We start from the raw sequence: 15,403 nt of genomic DNA on the forward strand, positions 1-15,403 counted from the left end.
AGCAGCAGCGGCGCGGCCAGCGCGGCCCAGCGGGGCCAGGACTTGCCCGGCACGGTGATGGTCGACTGGGAAACGGGGGCGGTGGACGGCTGCATGGCGGCCGATTCTAGGGAGCGGTCCGGCAAGTTCTGCCGCCTGGCCCGGGAACGCCGTTTGCACCTTGGCCCCCTCGACTGGACAAGAACGGAAGCACGATGGTGTCGATGAGGGCATGGCGCCTGCGCCTGGCGAAGACGATGACGTGGGCGACGGCGGTGCTGGCGGCACTGATCGCTGCCTGGTCGGACGACGCGGCCGCGCAGGTCGCGGCGCTGCCGGCGCAGGCCCCGGCATTGACGGCCGCCGCGACCGCGAAGACGCCTGCCGAATGCGCCGCCATCGTCGACAACGAGGCCCGGCTGGCCTGCTACGACCGGCTGCATGGCCGCGCGCCCGATGCGGCGCCGCCGTCCGCCGCCGCGCAGGCGCCGCCGGTGCCGGTTCCCGCGGCGCTGCCGGTGGCGGCCGCGGCCAGCGTCCCCCGGGTGGACGATCCGTGCTCCCGGCTGCCGGAGGCCTCGGGCAACGCCCGCAACTACCTGGGCTCGACCTTGTCGGAGCGCTGGGAGCTGTCCTGCCGGGACCAGTTGCCGCGCTTCCTGCCGCGTCCGTACAAGCCGGTCTACCTGCTGCCGGTGTCGTGGACCTCGCGCTCCAACCGCTCGCCGGCGCCGTCGTCCGAAACGCCGGACAACGGCCTGGTCCAGGCGCTGGACCTGGACAAGAACGAAGCCAAGTTCCAGATCAGCCTCAAGTCCAAGATCTGGTCGCTCGACGACCACGGCAGCCTGTCGGTCTGGGGCGCCTACACCCAGAGCTCGCGCTGGCAGGTCTACAACGGGCGCGTGTCGCGGCCGTTCCGCGAGACCAACTACGAGCCGGAGCTGATCGTGACGCACGGTGCCGACGTGGCGCTGCCCTTCGGGTGGAAAGCCAGCATGGTCGGCCTGAGCCTGAACCACCAGTCCAACGGCCGGGCGGCGCCGCTGTCGCGCAGCTGGAACCGGCTGATCGGCGAGATCAGCCTGGAGCGCGGCGAGACCACCGTCAGCCTGCGGCCCTGGTGGCGGATCCTCAACAGCGGCAGCGACGACAACCCGCGCATCCAGGACTATGTCGGCCGCGGCGAGGTGCTGGTGACGCAGAAACTGGGGCGTCATGTGCTGGCGCTGACGGCGCGGCACAGCCTGCGCTTCGGCGACCGCTCGCGTGGCTCCGCGCAGCTGGAATGGGCCTTCCCGATCGGTGGCGGCCTGCACGGCTACCTGCAGCTGTTCAGCGGCTACGGGGAGAGCCTGATCGACTACAACTTCCGCGAATCGCGGGTGGGGCTCGGGGTGTCCGTCATCGAATGGCGGTAGGCCGCGATAGCGGCCGCCGGCCGGACTTCCGTCACGACCGGACGCCGCTGCCGCGTCACGGGTCCCGGTTTCGATGAATATGGCGCACCCCGCCCGGGCCGCCCCCATCGCCTTCCCGTGGCGGCTCGACTAGGCTGCGCGCATGTCCGCTTTCATCGACACCTGCGTCATCTGGGTGGTGCTCTATCGCCTGGACGGCCGCGACCGCCAATGGGTCCGCGCCCTGCCGCCCACGGCGGAGGCGGCGGTGCGCGCGCTGTTGCTGGAGGAGCTCGACGAGCTCTATGGCAAGCGCGCCGAACTGGTCTCGCTGCGCCCCGCGGTGGATGCCGAGCGAGGCGCCTTCCTCGCCGGCGGCCTGCCGATGTGCCCGGTGGCCGCGCCCGCGGGTTCCGCCACGGCCTGAGCCTCTCCCCAGCCGCCCCGGCCTGGGCGGCCCTGCGCCACCGCTGGCGGTGGCGGCGAAACGACAGCGTCGACAGCCCTGTCGGTTTCATCGCGGTTACTGCCCCCGGCCTGGCGACGCCACGAGAGAATCCCGCGCTCGTGTCCACCGCTGTCAGCGGCGGCGCGCGTCCGATCTCCGCCGCCGCACCATGTCGTCCCCCTCGCACACGCCGCCGTCGCCTCGCCTGTTCTCGCTGGCCTGGCCCCTGTTCCTCGAGCTCTGCCTGGGCATTGCCGTCGGCGTGATCGGCACCATGATGGCGGCCCGGATCTCCGATCCCGCCGGAGCCGCCTTCGCGCTGGCCAACCAGCTGGCGGCGACGCTGTTCATCCTCTTCCGCATCATCGGCGCCGGCATCAGCGTGGTCATCACGCAAGCGCTGGGCAGTGGCCGCCGCGCGGTGGCGGACGCGACGGCGCGCGCGGCGCTCGGCGCCAGCAGCTGGCTGGGCGGTTCCACCGCGGTGATGGCGCTGCTGTTCGCCGGTCCACTGCTGCGCCTGATGAATGCGCCGGCGGAAGTGCTGCCGCTGTCGCAACCCTTCCTGATGGCGCTGGCACCGGCCCTGATGCTGGACGCCTGGAACGCCTCGATGGCCAGCGTCATGCGGGCGCACTTGCGCAGCCGCGACACGCTGCTGGTGCTGGTGGCGATGCAGGTGGCGCAGCTGCTGCTGTCGGTGGTGCTGATGCCGCGCCTGGGATTGCCTGGCTTCGCCCTGGCGCTGGCGATGAGCCGTGCCTTCGGGCTGGGACTGCATGTCTGGCTGTGGCGTGAACGCCTGGACCTGCGCCCGCGGGCATCGGACTGGTGGCGCCTGCCGCGCGCGGAACTCGCCGCGGTGCTGCACATCGGCCTGCCCGGCGCCGCCGAGAACATCGCCTATCGCCTGGCCTACATGGTGAGCGTCGCGGTGGCCGGGCATCTGGGCGCGTCGGCGCTGGCGGCGCACAGCTACACCTCGCAGCTGATGTACTTCGTGCTGCTGCCCGGCCTGGCGACCGGCTTCGCGGCGGAGATCGTCGTCGGCCACCTGATCGGCGCGGGCCAGCTGCACGAGGCGCACCGGCTGGTGCGCCGCGCGCTGGCGCGAGGCCTGGCGATCAGCGTGGTGGTCGCTGCCGCGGCGGCGGCGGCGTCCCCGTGGCTGCTGACGCTGTTCACCCATGACGAGGCCATCCTCGCCAGCGCGGTCGTGCTGATGTGGATCACGGTGATCCTGGAGCCGGGGCGGACCTTCAATCTCGTGGTCATCAATGCCCTGCGCGCCGCCGGCGACGCGAGGTATCCGGTGATGGTGGGCGCGGGCTCGATGCTGCTGGTGCTGGCCGGCGGCAGTTGGCTGCTGGGCGAGGTGTTCGGGCTGGGCCTGGTCGGTCTGTGGATCGCCTACACCGCGGACGAGTGGATCCGGGGCCTGCTGATGTGGCGCCGCTGGGCGCGGCTGGGCTGGGTGCCGCAGGCGCGGGCGGTGCACCGCCGGCTGCGCCTGGCCGCGCAGGCGCATTGAGGCGGGCCGCACGGCGGCGGCACTGTCGGCGGCACTGTCGGCGGATTTGACACTCGCCGCCCGTCCCGGGCAGGGGGGCGGAAAAACCTCAATCGCGGTCGGCACTTGCGGTTCTGGCCCGCGCCTTGCTGCGAGAGCACCGACCGCGCGCGCGCAGACGCGCCGGCCGCCGTCAGGGGGACGACAACAAGCTCCGCAGGGACGGCTCCGCAGGCCGGGGACCGCCGCTCGGGGCGGAGGGGACCGCCATGTCTGTGCTTGCATCCTTCGTCCTTGCCGCCGCGGCGGCCACGCCGGCTTCGGCACCGCCTTGCGCGCCCGCGCGTCCGGAACAGCTGCGCAACGAGCTGTCGCCGTCGCAGGGCCTGGGGCGCTACACCGACCTCAGTCCCGCGGTCCGCGACGCGCTCGCCCGCCGCATCGACCAGCTGCGCATCGACGACCTGGTCATGCTCAGCCGCGCCGGCGTCAACGGCCAGTACCGCTACGACGACGAGATCCGCCATGCGTTGATCGGCAGCCTGCTCTGCGACCGCCTCGACCTGTCCTCGTGGAAGGCGACCGACGAGGCCAGCGCCCTGGTGTTCTGCGAAGGCGACACCTGCGTCGCCCTGACCGTCGACGGCCGTGTGCTGGCGCGCCTGAGCCGGCGCAAGCCCGATGCCTTCGACGCCCTCGCGCAGGCGCTGCGCATCCGGCCCGGCGGGCCGCAGACGGAACTCGAGCTGCCACCGCCCGCCGCCGGCACGGCCAACGGCTGGGCACGCCAGCGGCTGCTGGTGCAGACGCGGGCCGGCCTGGACGACAAGGAACTGGGCAAGATCCTCGGCCCGCACGGCGGCAAGGCCCGCCGCATCGGCCGCACCCAGGTCGCGATCGTCGACCTGCCGCCCAATGCCTCGGAGACCGCCGTGGCGATGACGCTGGCCCGTCATCCGCAGCTCAAGACGGCTGAGCTCGACATGCGCGTGTCGCCCGCGATGACGCCCAACGACCCCTACATGGGCAGCGAGTGGCACCTGGTGCGGATCAACGCGCCGCAGGCCTGGGACACCGCGCAGGGCGGCGGCATCAAGATCGCGATCCTGGACACCGGCATCGATGCCAGCCATCCCGACCTGGCCGGCCGCATGGTCCCTGGCTGGAATTTCTATGACGGCAACGCCGACACCAACGATGTCCACGGACACGGCACGGCGGTCGCCGGCGCGGCGGCCGCGGCCCTGAACAACGGCATCGGCGTCGCCGCCGTCGCCGGCCAGGCGCAACTGATGCCGGTGCGCATCGCCGACCCCAATGCCTACGCCTACTGGAGCACCGTCGCGCAAGGGCTGAGCTGGGCGGCGGACCAGGGCGCGCGGGTGGCCAACATCAGCTACAGCGGCGTGGCGGGCAGTGCCTCGGTGCAGAGTTCGGCCGACTACCTGCGCAGCAAGGGCGGGCTGGTCGTCGTCGCGGCGGGCAACAACGGCATCGACGAGGGCATCACGCCGACGGCCAGCATGATCCCGGTCTCCGCCACCAACGAGACCGATGCCAAGACCAGCTGGTCCAGCTACGGCAACTTCGTCGCGCTGGCTGCGCCCGGGCAGAACATCTGGACCACCCAGCGCGGCGGCAGCTACGGCGCCTGGTGGGGCACCTCGCTGGCCAGCCCGGTCGTGGCGGGCACCGTCGCGCTGCTGATGTCGGCGCGGCCCACGCTCAGCGGCAGTGCGATCCAGAATGCGCTCTTCACCACCGCGGTGGACCTCGGCACCGCCGGGCGCGATCCGTATTTCGGCTGGGGCCGCATCAATGCCGGCGCGGCGATGCAGGCAGTGCTGACCGCTCCCGCGCCCGATACCCAGCCGCCCGCCGTCTCGGTCAGCGCGCCGCTCAATGGCGCGACGGTCAACGGCCTGGTGGCGATTGACGTCGGCGCGTCCGACAACCAGGGCATCGCCCGCGTGGACCTGCGGGTCAATGGCAGCGTCGTCGCGTCGGACACCTCCGCGCCTTACGGCTTCAGCTGGGACTCGACCCGGATCGCCAATGGCGCGGTGACGGTCACTGCCACCGCGGTCGACGCGGCCGGCAATGCCGGCACCAGCGCCGCGGTGACGCTGACGGTCGCCAACGCGGCGCTGGTCGACACCCAGCCGCCGGTGATCGCCATCGCGACGCCGGCCGCCAATGCCAAGGTCGCCGGCAACACCATGACGATCTCGACCCGCGCCAGCGACAACGCCGGCGACGCCGGCATCCGGCAGACCCTCTACATCGATGGCGCGCAAGTGGCCAGCGGCACCGGCGCCAGCCTCAGCGTCACCTGGAACCTGAAGAAGGCCGCGGCTGGCGCGCACACGATCCAGGCGGTCGCGCGGGATGCCGCCGGCAATACCGCGGTGGCGACGACCTCCTTCACCAAGTGAGCGGCCCGCCCGGGGCGGCGTCGAGGCGGGTGCCTCGCCGCTGATCCGGGTCGATCCCCGAGGGGCAGGCCGGGCGGCAACGCCCGGCCTGCCATCGTTCGGGCCGGGACGAAAAAAAGCCCGCCGAAGCGGGCTTGCTCTTGAGGCGGTGCCTCAGGACGTGCGACGCAGCGGGCGGGTCAGCACCCGGCGCGACAGGCCGGCGGCGAGCGCCGCGACCGCGATCAACGCCAGCGCATTGGGCTCCGGCACGTTGCCGTTGTTGCCGCCTGAACCGCCGCCACCGCCTTCGCCGCAGCCCGGCTGGCTGGCGACGCAGCCGGCGAATTCCACCGACACCTCGTTCGTGCCGACGCTCTGGAACTTCGCGGAGTAGGGGCTGGTGAAGGTGATGCCCTGCATGAAGTTGTTGCCGGCCTCGGCCGTGAGGACGAGATTGAAGGACGACATCATCCCTTCGCCCAGACCGTCGCCCACCGGGCCGCCGGAGCAGCTGTTGCCCGACCAGACGCACAGGTCGACCTTCTTGAAGCTCGGGAAGTTGTCGTCGACCGATGCCGACCACCCGGACCCGGCGGTGGCGCTCTTGAGCGCCGGCGTGACGACGTCGATGCCGAACGACAGCAGCGCGTTCTGTCCCGGCCCGAAGGAGTTGTTCGTCACGATGGTCGCGAAGGTGGCGCTGGTGGCGGACCAGCTGGTCAAGGTGAACTTGACCGTGGCGGACAGCGTGGCGCCGTCGACGGTGCTGGTGTAGAGCAGCGTCGTGGTGTCGTTGATGCCGTCGAACAGCACCGCCGTGGCTTGCGCCTGGCTGCACAGGGCGAGCGCCGCGGCGGCGGCGAGCCCATGGATCTTTGTTGGCTTCATGACCGATCCCTTTCCGGACGATGCACGTGGCTGTTGTTCTCCCATGCCCTGCCTATGCATAAGCCGGGCCACCTCGCCAAGTCGTTGATCCGCCGTGATATTTCCGTTCAACTGATAAATCCGTGCGCCGAACTGTAAAAAAATGCGACGCGACGGGCACGCCGGTTGCCGTATCGGCCGCCCGCCGCCCGCCGCCCGCCGCCCGCCACGGGACGCCGAACATCGCCGCCACGCCCGTCAGGTCCCGTTCCGTTCCATCCCCTTCGCCGCGCCGTGCCACGGCGAGGGCTGGGCAGCAGGCTCGCGCCTATGATCCCGCCCGCGATGAACTACCTGCTCAAGCGCCTGGCGGTGCTGCTGCTGACGCTGCTGGCCGCTTCGGCGCTGATCTTCGGCGCGCTGGAATGGCTGCCCGGCAACGCCGCCCAACTGATCATGGGACCCGAGGCCCCGCCCGAAGCGGTCGCGGCGCTCGCGCGCCAGTTGGGGCTGGACCAGCCGGCCTGGTCCCGTTACCTCGGCTGGCTGGCCGGACTGCTGCGGGGCGACCTCGGCCTGTCATACGCCTACGGCACCCCGGTCGCCGATCTGATCCTCGACCGCCTGGCCCTGACCCTGCCGCTGGCCCTGCTGGCGATGTCGATGACGGTGGTGCTGGCGTTGGGCGCCGGCTGGTGGGCGGCCAGCCAGCAGGGGCGCGCGGGCGACCACCTGGTCATGGGGCTCACCCAGCTGGGCCTGGCGGTGCCCAGCTTCTGGCTGGGCATGCTGCTGGTGCTGCTGTTCGCGGTGAAGCTGCAGTGGGTCGACGCGGGGGGCTTTCCCGGCTGGACCGAGGACCTTGGCGGCGGCTTCTGGCCGGGCCTGCGCGCGCTGCTGCTGCCGGCGGCGGCGCTGGCGGTGGTGCAGGCGGCGATCCTCGCGCGCATCGCCCGCTCGGCGCTGCTGGACATCGCCCGCGAGGACTTCATGCGCAGCGCCCGCGCCAAGGGCCTGTCGCGCCGCGCGGCGCTGTGGCGGCACGGCCTGCGCCACGCCGCGATCCCGCTGCTGACGCTGGGCGGGTTGCAGTTCGCCAACCTGCTGGCCGGCACGATCGTCATCGAGAACGTCTTCACCTTGCCCGGCCTGGGCCGCCTGATGGCGCAGGCGATCGCCAACCGCGACCTGATCGTCGTGCGCAACGGCGTCATGGGGCTGGCGGCGCTGGTGCTGCTGCTGAATTTCACGATCGACCTGCTGCACGGCTGGATCGATCCCCGGCTGCGCACGCGGGCCGAGGCCGAGGCGGAGGAGGGGGCATGAGGCGCGCCGGTTTCCTCGCGGGCGCGGTGCTGACCGCCGCCCTGCTGCTGGCGGCGCTGCTGTCGCTGGTCTGGACGCCCTGGCCGCCCGAGCAGATCGACATGGCCCGTCGCCTGGCGCCGCCCAGCCCGGCGCACTGGCTGGGTTGCGACCAGCTCGGCCGCGACGTCCTCAGCCGCCTGATGGCCGGGGCGCGCAGTGCCTGGCTGGTGGGGCTGGTGGCCGTCGGCATCGGGCTGCTCGCCGGCACCGCCCTCGGGCTGGTCGCGGCGGCGCGGCCCGGCCCGGTGGAGGCGCTGATCCTGCGCGCCGCCGACCTCGGCTACGCCTTTCCCGCGCTGCTGCTGGCAATCCTGCTGGCGGCGGCGCTGGGGCCCGGCATGACGGTGGCGATGGCGGCGATCGGCCTGCATGCGGTGCCGTCCTTCGCGCGGCTGGTCAATGGCAGCGCCAAGAGCTGGTGGGCGCGCGACTTCGTGCTGGCCGCCCGCGTCGCCGGTCAGGGCCGCGCCTCGATCACGCTGCGCCATGTGCTGCCGCAGCTGCTGCCGCTGCTGATCGTGCAGGGCACGACCAGCTTCGCGCTGGCCATCCTGGCCGAGGCCGGCCTGTCCTACCTCGGCCTGGGCACCCAGCCGCCGCAGGCCAGCTGGGGCCGGCTGCTGGCCGAGGCGCAGACGCTGATGTTCGAGGCGCCGCAGCTGGCGCTCGCCCCCGGCATCGCGATCACCCTGGCGGTGCTGGGCCTGAACCTGCTCGGCGACGGCCTGCGCGACCGGCTCGATCCGAAGGAGCAGCCGCGATGAGCGCGCCGCTGCTCGAGGTCCGTGACCTGCAGGTGCGGCTGGCCGGCCGGGGTGGCGCGACGCTGCATGCGCTGCGCGGCATCGACCTGAGGCTGGACCGCGGCGAGTGCCTGGCGCTGATCGGCGAATCCGGCAGCGGCAAGACGCTGACGGCGCTGGCCGTGATGGGACTGCTGCCGGAGGGCGCGCGGGCGACCGGCCGCATCGCCCTCGACGGACGCGACCTGCTCACGCTGGACGAGGACGCCTGGTGCGGCTTGCGCGGCCGCCGCGTCGCGATGGTGTTCCAGGAACCGCTGACGGCGCTGAATCCGTTGCAGCGCGTGCTGGCGCAGGTGATGGAGCCGATCCGGCTCCACCGCCTCGCGCCGGACCGCGCGACCGCCCGCCAGCGCGCGCTGACGCTGCTGGCCCGCGTCGGGCTGGAGGAACGGCAGGCCTGCGCCTATCCGCATCAGCTTTCCGGCGGCCAGCGCCAGCGGGCGCTGATCGCGATGGCGCTTGCCGCCGAACCCGAACTGCTGATCGCCGACGAGCCGACCACGGCGCTGGACGCGCGGCTGCGGGTGCAGGTGCTGGAACTCCTGCGGGAGCTGGTCGCCGAGCGCGGCATGGGGCTGCTGCTGATCTCGCACGACCTCGCGCTGACCGCGCGCCGGGTCGACCGCCTGCTGATCCTCTACGGCGGCCGGGTGATGGAGCAGGGCGCCGCGGCGGACCTGCTGGCGCATCCGCGCCATCCCTACACGCAGGCGCTGTGGGCGGCCCGGCCGCGCCTGGGCGCCGGCCGCGATCAACCGCTGCATCCGCTCAAGGGCAATGTGCCGGCGCTGACGCAGCTCGGCGACGGCTGCCCGTTCGCGCCGCGCTGCCCGCTGGCGACCGCCCGGTGCGCCGCCGAGCCGCCCGGTTTCGATGGCCGGCTCGCCTGCTGGGAGGCCTCGCCATGAGCGCGATCACCGACCGGGCCTCGGTGCCGTCGCCGTCGCCGTGGCCGTCCTCCGCGGACGCGCCCGCGCTGCTCGAGGTCGAAGGCCTGGGCCAGCGCTACGGCGGTCGCACGGTGCTGAAGGACATCTCGTTCGCGCTGCCGGAGGGCGAGTCGCTCGGCATCATCGGCGAGTCCGGCGCCGGCAAGAGCACGCTGGCCCGCCTGGTCATGGCCCTGGAGCGGCCGCGTCACGGCCGGGTGCGCTGGTCCGGCCAGGACGTGAACGCGATGCCGGCGCCTGCGCGTCGCGCGCTGCGGCCGGGGGTGCAGATGGTGTTCCAGGATCCCTACGGCTCGCTCGATCCACGCTGGCGCGTCGGTCGCAGCGTGGTGGAGCCGCTCGCCGCGCTGCCGATGACCGACGCGCAGCGTCAGGCGCGACTGCTGGAGGTCCTGGCCGAAGTCGGCCTCGAGCCTGACGCGGCGCTGCGCTTCCCGCACCAGTTCTCCGGCGGCCAGCGCCAGCGCCTGGCGATCGCCCGGGCGCTGGCGACGCGCCCCCGGCTGATCGTGGCGGACGAGCCGCTGTCCGCGCTGGATGTCTCGGTGCAGGCGCAGATCCTGGCGCTGCTGCGCGAGCTGCAGCGGCGCGACGGCATCAGCCTGGTCATCGTCAGCCACGACCTGGCGGCGGTCGAGGTGCTGTGCGACCACGCCCTGGTGCTGCGCGGCGGCGAAGCCGTCGAGCAGGGACCGGCCTCCCGCGTGCTGGGCGAACCGCGTCATCCCTACACCCGGGACCTGCTGGCCGCTTTGGCATGATCCGCGGCCATGGACACCTCCCTGGACCGCCGCCGCTTCCACCTGCTCTCGATCGGCGCCGTCGGCGCCAGCCTCGGCGCCGCGCTGCCGGTCCTGGCGCAGGCGCCGGGCGGGCGGCCGCTGGTGCTGGGCATGACCCTCGAGCCGCCGGGCCTGGACCCGACCGCCGGCGCCGCGGCCGCGATCGGCGAGATCGTGCTCTACAACGTCCTGGAGCCGCTGACCAAGGTGGCCGAGGACGGCTCGGCCGGGCCGCTGCTGGCGCTGCGCTGGAGCGCGTCGGCGGACCAGAAGACCTGGACCTTCGCGCTGCGCCCGGACGTGCGCTTCCACAACGGCGAGCCCTTCGACGCCCGAGCGGTGAAATTCAGCTTCGAGCGCGCGGCCGCGCCGAACAGCCTCAACAAGGACCGGCGCGTCTTCGAGAACATCGCCGCGATCGCGACGCCGGACCCGCTGACCGCGGTGCTGACGCTCAAGCGGCCGGAGCCCGACCTGCCGGCGCTGCTGGCGCAGGCGACGGCGGTGATCGTCGAGCCCAGGAGCGCCGCCGGCAACGCGCAGAACCCGGTGGGCACCGGGCCCTACCGCGTCGCCCAGTGGCAGCGCGGCGCCAGCCTCACCGTCGCCGCCTGGTCCGGCTTCCGCGAGGCGGCGTCGATCCGGATCCCGCGCGTGCAGTTCCGCTTCATCGGCGAGCCGGCAGCGCAGGTCGCCGCGCTGCTGGCGGGGGATGTGGACGTTTTCCCGCGGGTGGCCGCGGCCCGGGCGCTGACCCAGTTCAAGGCGCAGCCGCGGCGCTTCCAGGTGATCACCGCCTCGTCGCGGGCCAAGACCATCCTGGCCATCAACCACCAGCGCCCGCCGCTGGGCGACGTCCGCGTGCGCCGCGCCATCGCGATGGCGATCGACCGCAAGGCGGTCATCCAGGCCAGCGCGGACGGCTACGGCGTACCGATCGGCAGCTTCGTCACGCCGGACGCGCCGGGCTATGTCGACTGCACCGCGATCAACGCCTACGACCCGGCCGCCGCCAAGGCGCTGCTGGCCGAGGCCAAGGCGACCGGACTGTCCCTGTCGCTGAAGCTCCCGCCGGTGCCGTACGCCCGCCAGGGGGGCGAGCTGATCGCCTCGCAGCTGGCGGCCGTCGGCATCACCGCCCGGATCGAGCAGATCGAGTGGGCCCAGTGGCTGTCCAGCGTCTACGGCAGCAAGGCCTACGACCTGACCGTCATCGCCCATGTGGAGCCGTACGACTTCGGCAATTTCGCCCGGGCGGACTACTACTGGGGCTACCGCAGCCCGGCCTTCAACGCGCTGTACGAGCGCATGCAGGGCAGTGCCGATCCGGCCCAGCGGGCCCGGCTCTTCGGCCAGGCGCAGCGCCAGGTCGCCGAGGACGCGGTCGCCGCCTTCCTGTACCAGCCCCAATGGATCACGGTGGCGCGGGCAGGGCTGAAGGGGCTCTGGACCCGCACGCCGCTGTTCGCCAACGACCTGTCGGCGCTGAGCTGGGGCTGAATCCGCGCAAGCCCCCTGATGCGGGGACGCGGCCACGGCGCGCTGTCGCGCGCTCGCGTCAGCCGGTCGGGCGCGATGGCGGCTCGTCGGACCTCGCACGCCGGCCGTCCACCGAGAGGGCTTTTCCTCTACAGGCCGTCTTGCGGCCGGTGTAGCGTGCGCGGTTTGGGGAGGAGTCGGAGAGCCGCATGCCGTTTGAATTGCCTGAGACCCTGCAGCCGTTCCTGTTGCCGCTGCTGATCGTGGTCCCGCTGGCCATCGTGATCATCATCATCACGGTGCGCCGTGGCGACTACCGCGACGTGGGCGCTCCGCCGCCGTCGCCCCGTCCCCTGCCTCCCGGACCCGCCGCCCGCGCCAGCTCGGCGCCCGCCGCGCCCGCCGTTGCCGCCCCGACCGTCTCGCCCGAGCGCCTGCCGCTGCTGGTGGTCGACGACTCGGCGGTCGTGCGCGCCAAGCTGCTGAAGCTGTTCAGCGAAGCCGGCCACGAAGTGGTCGCCGCGCGCGACGGCGTGGAGGCGATGGAGCTGCTCGGCCAGACCCGCTTCGGCGTGCTGATCACCGACCTCGAGATGCCCAACATGGACGGCTTCGAGCTGATCAAGGCGGTGCAGGGCGCGATGGCGACCGAGGACCTGCCGATCATCGCCATCAGCGGCCACGAGGAGCTGCACGCCCGGCTGCACCAGGTGCAGGGGCTGTACGGCATGTTCCACAAGCCCTGGAACGACCGCGAGCTGATCAAGCGCGTCGAGGCGCTGTCCCACCTGCGCCAACCGGTCCGTTCATGAGCGTGGGTCGCTGGCTGAGGCGCGGCGCGCTCACGGTCGCCGTGCTGGCGGCGCTGGGCGCCGCGGCTGCGGCCTGGCATGTCCACCAGAAGCTGCCGCAGCGCGACGGCGAACTGCAGCTGTCCGGCCTGAGCGCGCCGGTCACGGTCCGCTACGACGAGTGGGGCGTGCCCCACATCGACGCGCGCAACGAGGACGACCTCTACCGTGCGCTCGGCTACCTGCATGCGCAGGACCGGCTGTTCCAGATGGAGATGCTGCGCCGGCTGGCGCGCGGCGAGCTGGCGGAGATCCTCGGCCCCAAGCTGGTCGACACCGACCGCCTGTTCCGTGCGCTCGGCATCCGCCAGCGCGCCGATGAACTGGCCGCGGCGAGCGCGGCCATCACCGCCCAGCCGGGCGCGACCCGGGCGCTGTACGCCTACCTGGACGGCGTCAACCAGTACCAGGCGACGCGACCGGCGCCGCTGGAGTTCGAGGTCCTGGGCATCCCGAAGCGTCCGTTCACCGCCGCCGACACCTACAGCATCGCCGGCTACCTGGCCTACAGCTTCGCCGCGGCCTTCCGCACCGAGCCGGCATTGACCGCGGTGCGGGACCAGCTCGGTCCCGATTACCTGCGGATCTTCGATCTGGACTGGCATCCGTCCGGCGTGCTGGAGCCGCAGGCGCTGAATGCGCCTCCTGGCCGCTTCCCCGACGTGGCGCCGATGCTGGCGCGGCTGGCCGCGGTCGGCGACCAGGCGGCGGCGCTGGCGGGGCTGCCGCAGTTCGAGGGCAGCAATGCCTGGGTCGTGTCGGGCAGCCGCACCGTCAGCGGCAAGCCGCTGCTGGCGGGCGATCCGCACATTGCGTACTCGGCGCCGGCCGTGTGGTGGGAGGCGCACCTGCGCACCCCGCAGTTCGAGCTCTACGGGCATCACCTCGCGCTCAACCCGATGGCGCTGCTGGGGCACAACCGGCGTTTCGGCTGGAGCCTGACGATGTTCCAGAACGACGACGTCGACCTGATCGCCGAGAAGGTCAACCCGGCCAATGCCAACGAGGTCTGGTACCAGGGGCGCTGGGTCGCGATGACCGCGCGGCAGGAGACGCTCAAGGTGAAGGGCCAGCCCGACCAGGTGCTGACGCTGCGCCGCTCGCCGCACGGACCGATCGTCAACGACGCGCTGCCGGGCGACCGTGGCGAGCGCCCGGTCGCGATGTGGTGGGCCTTCCTGGAGACCGAGAACCCGGTGCTCGACGGCTTCTACCGGCTCGGCCGCGCCGACACGCTGGACCGCGCGCGCGAAGCGGCCAGCCTGGTGCACGCGCCGGGCCTGAACATCGTGTGGGCGAACGCCAGCGGCGACATCGCCTGGTGGGCGGCCGCGAAGCTGCCCCTGCGCCCGCCCGGCGTGAACCCGGCCTTCGTGCTGGACGGCTCGACCGGCGAGGCCGACAAGCCGGGCTTCCTGCCGTTCTCGGCCAACCCGCAGGAAGAGAACCCGGCGCGCGGCTACATCGTGTCGGCCAATTTCCAGCCGACCGGCGACACGCCGGTGCCGGGGTACTACAACCTGGCCGAGCGCGGACGGCGACTCGACGGGCTGCTGAGCCAGGGCAAGCGCTGGGACATCCACAACAGCCAGGCGCTGCAGCTGGACGTGCAGACCGACTACGGCCCGCGCGTGCTGCGGCCGATCATCCCGCTGCTGCGCGGCTCGGCCTCGGTCGAGGAGCAGCCGCTGGTGGAGGCGCTGGTGCGCTGGAACGGCGCCTACAAGGCCGACGCGGTGGCGCCGGTGCTGTTCCAGCAGTTCACCGCCGAATTGCTGCGGGCGGCGCTCAAGGACGAACTCGGCGAGGCGCAGTTCGAGAACCTGCGCCGCACCCGCGCGCTCGATCACGCGCTGCCGCGGCTGATGGCGGATGCCGAGTCGCCCTGGTGGGACGACCGCTCGACGCCGCAGCGCGAAACCCAGACCGACATCGTCCGCCGCGCCTGGAAGGCGGCGGTCGCGCACCTGCAGGCGACGCTCGGCCCCGACAGCGCGACCTGGCGCTGGGACGCGGTGCACACGCTGACGCATGAGCATCCGCTCGGCCGGCAGAAGCCGCTGGACCGGATCTTCAACATCGGCCCGTTCCCGGTGCCCGGCGGGCATGAGGTGCCCAACAACTTCGCGCAGCGCAACGGCAGCGGGCCGTGGCCGGTGGTCTACGGACCGTCGACCCGCCGGCTGATCGACTTCGCGCGGCCGCAGGAGGCGCTGGGCGTCAATCCGGTCGGGCAGAGCGGCGTCTGGCCGGACGCGCATTACGCCGACCAGGCCGCGCTGCTGGCGCAGGGACGCTATCGCCGGGAATGGCTGGACGAGGCCGATGTGCGCGCCCATTCGAGCGGCCTGCTGGTGCTCAAGCCATGAGGACCGCCTCGAGTGCACGGGCCGCGCGGGCGGTCGTCCTGTCGCTGGCGATGGCCGCGCTGTGGCCCGAGCGCTGCCAGGCGCTGGTGTCGGTGAGCGGTTTCCTGGTGCTGGATCGGACCACCGCGCTGACGCCCCTGTCTCCGGCCGACGAGTTCACGTGGTGGTACCAGTACT

12 protein-coding genes and 1 pseudogene are annotated in these 15,403 nt (G+C 72.6%); 12 read left to right on the plus strand and 1 reads right to left on the minus strand.

The window, feature by feature from the left end:
- Nucleotides 1–203 precede the first annotated feature (203 nt).
- The 4 genes from CS062_RS23250 (at nt 204) to CS062_RS23265 (ending at nt 5,772) form a co-directional block, all read left to right on the plus strand.
- A complete protein-coding gene (locus CS062_RS23250) occupies nt 204–1,400 on the plus strand; it encodes a phospholipase A (protein WP_199174334.1) in 1,197 nt (398 codons plus the stop codon).
- Between the two features lie 142 nt (nt 1,401–1,542).
- Nucleotides 1,543–1,806 (plus strand): hypothetical protein, encoded by a 264-nt coding sequence (locus tag CS062_RS23255; RefSeq protein ID WP_099864085.1) that lies wholly within the window; start codon nt 1,543–1,545, stop codon nt 1,804–1,806.
- Nucleotides 1,807–1,996: 190 nt separating this feature from the next.
- A complete protein-coding gene (locus tag CS062_RS23260; protein ID WP_099864086.1) occupies nt 1,997–3,358 on the plus strand; it encodes an MATE family efflux transporter in 1,362 nt (453 codons plus the stop codon).
- A gap of 248 nt (nt 3,359–3,606) precedes the next feature.
- Nucleotides 3,607–5,772, plus strand: coding sequence for a S8 family serine peptidase (locus CS062_RS23265; RefSeq protein WP_233218224.1), 2,166 nt, complete (start codon nt 3,607–3,609; stop codon nt 5,770–5,772).
- A gap of 153 nt (nt 5,773–5,925) precedes the next feature.
- On the opposite strand, the gene CS062_RS23270 is transcribed toward CS062_RS23265, so the two are convergent.
- The gene (locus CS062_RS23270) at nt 5,926–6,642 is read right to left on the minus strand and encodes a cistern family PEP-CTERM protein (protein WP_099864088.1); all 717 of its coding nucleotides are present in this window, start codon (nt 6,640–6,642) and stop codon (nt 5,926–5,928) included.
- Nucleotides 6,643–6,951: 309 nt separating this feature from the next.
- Between CS062_RS23270 and CS062_RS23275 the strand changes: the two genes are divergently transcribed.
- The 8 genes and pseudogenes from CS062_RS23275 to CS062_RS23310 all read left to right on the plus strand — a co-directional run.
- The gene (locus tag CS062_RS23275; RefSeq protein WP_233218225.1) at nt 6,952–7,947 is read left to right on the plus strand and encodes an ABC transporter permease; all 996 of its coding nucleotides are present in this window, start codon (nt 6,952–6,954) and stop codon (nt 7,945–7,947) included.
- The gene (locus tag CS062_RS23280) at nt 7,944–8,753 is read left to right on the plus strand and encodes an ABC transporter permease (protein WP_099864089.1); all 810 of its coding nucleotides are present in this window, start codon (nt 7,944–7,946) and stop codon (nt 8,751–8,753) included. The genes CS062_RS23275 and CS062_RS23280 overlap by 4 nt, the downstream gene beginning before the upstream one ends.
- On the plus strand, nt 8,750–9,703 hold the full coding sequence (locus tag CS062_RS23285; protein ID WP_099864091.1) for an ABC transporter ATP-binding protein: 954 nt from the start codon (nt 8,750–8,752) through the stop codon (nt 9,701–9,703). The genes CS062_RS23280 and CS062_RS23285 overlap by 4 nt, the downstream gene beginning before the upstream one ends.
- Nucleotides 9,700–10,506 carry an ABC transporter ATP-binding protein gene (locus tag CS062_RS23290; RefSeq protein ID WP_099864092.1) on the plus strand — a complete coding sequence of 269 codons (807 nt, stop codon included), beginning with the start codon at nt 9,700–9,702 and terminating at the stop codon, nt 10,504–10,506. The genes CS062_RS23285 and CS062_RS23290 overlap by 4 nt, the downstream gene beginning before the upstream one ends.
- A gap of 9 nt (nt 10,507–10,515) precedes the next feature.
- Entirely contained in the window at nt 10,516–12,027 is a 1,512-nt protein-coding gene (locus CS062_RS23295) for an ABC transporter substrate-binding protein (protein WP_099864093.1), read from the plus strand.
- 188 nt (nt 12,028–12,215) lie between these two features.
- Entirely contained in the window at nt 12,216–12,818 is a 603-nt protein-coding gene (locus tag CS062_RS23300; protein WP_099864095.1) for a response regulator, read from the plus strand.
- Nucleotides 12,815–15,226 (plus strand): penicillin acylase family protein, encoded by a 2,412-nt coding sequence (locus CS062_RS23305; RefSeq protein WP_099864097.1) that lies wholly within the window; start codon nt 12,815–12,817, stop codon nt 15,224–15,226. Before CS062_RS23300 ends, CS062_RS23305 begins: the two co-directional genes overlap by 4 nt.
- Nucleotides 15,223–15,403, plus strand: a pseudogene (locus tag CS062_RS23310) (alpha/beta hydrolase); the annotation flags it as partial. The gene CS062_RS23305 and the pseudogene CS062_RS23310, both read left to right, overlap by 4 nt.

The sequence above is a fragment of the Roseateles chitinivorans genome (assembly GCF_002761755.1).
Taxonomy (GTDB): Bacteria; Pseudomonadota; Gammaproteobacteria; order Burkholderiales; family Burkholderiaceae_C; genus Roseateles; species Roseateles chitinivorans.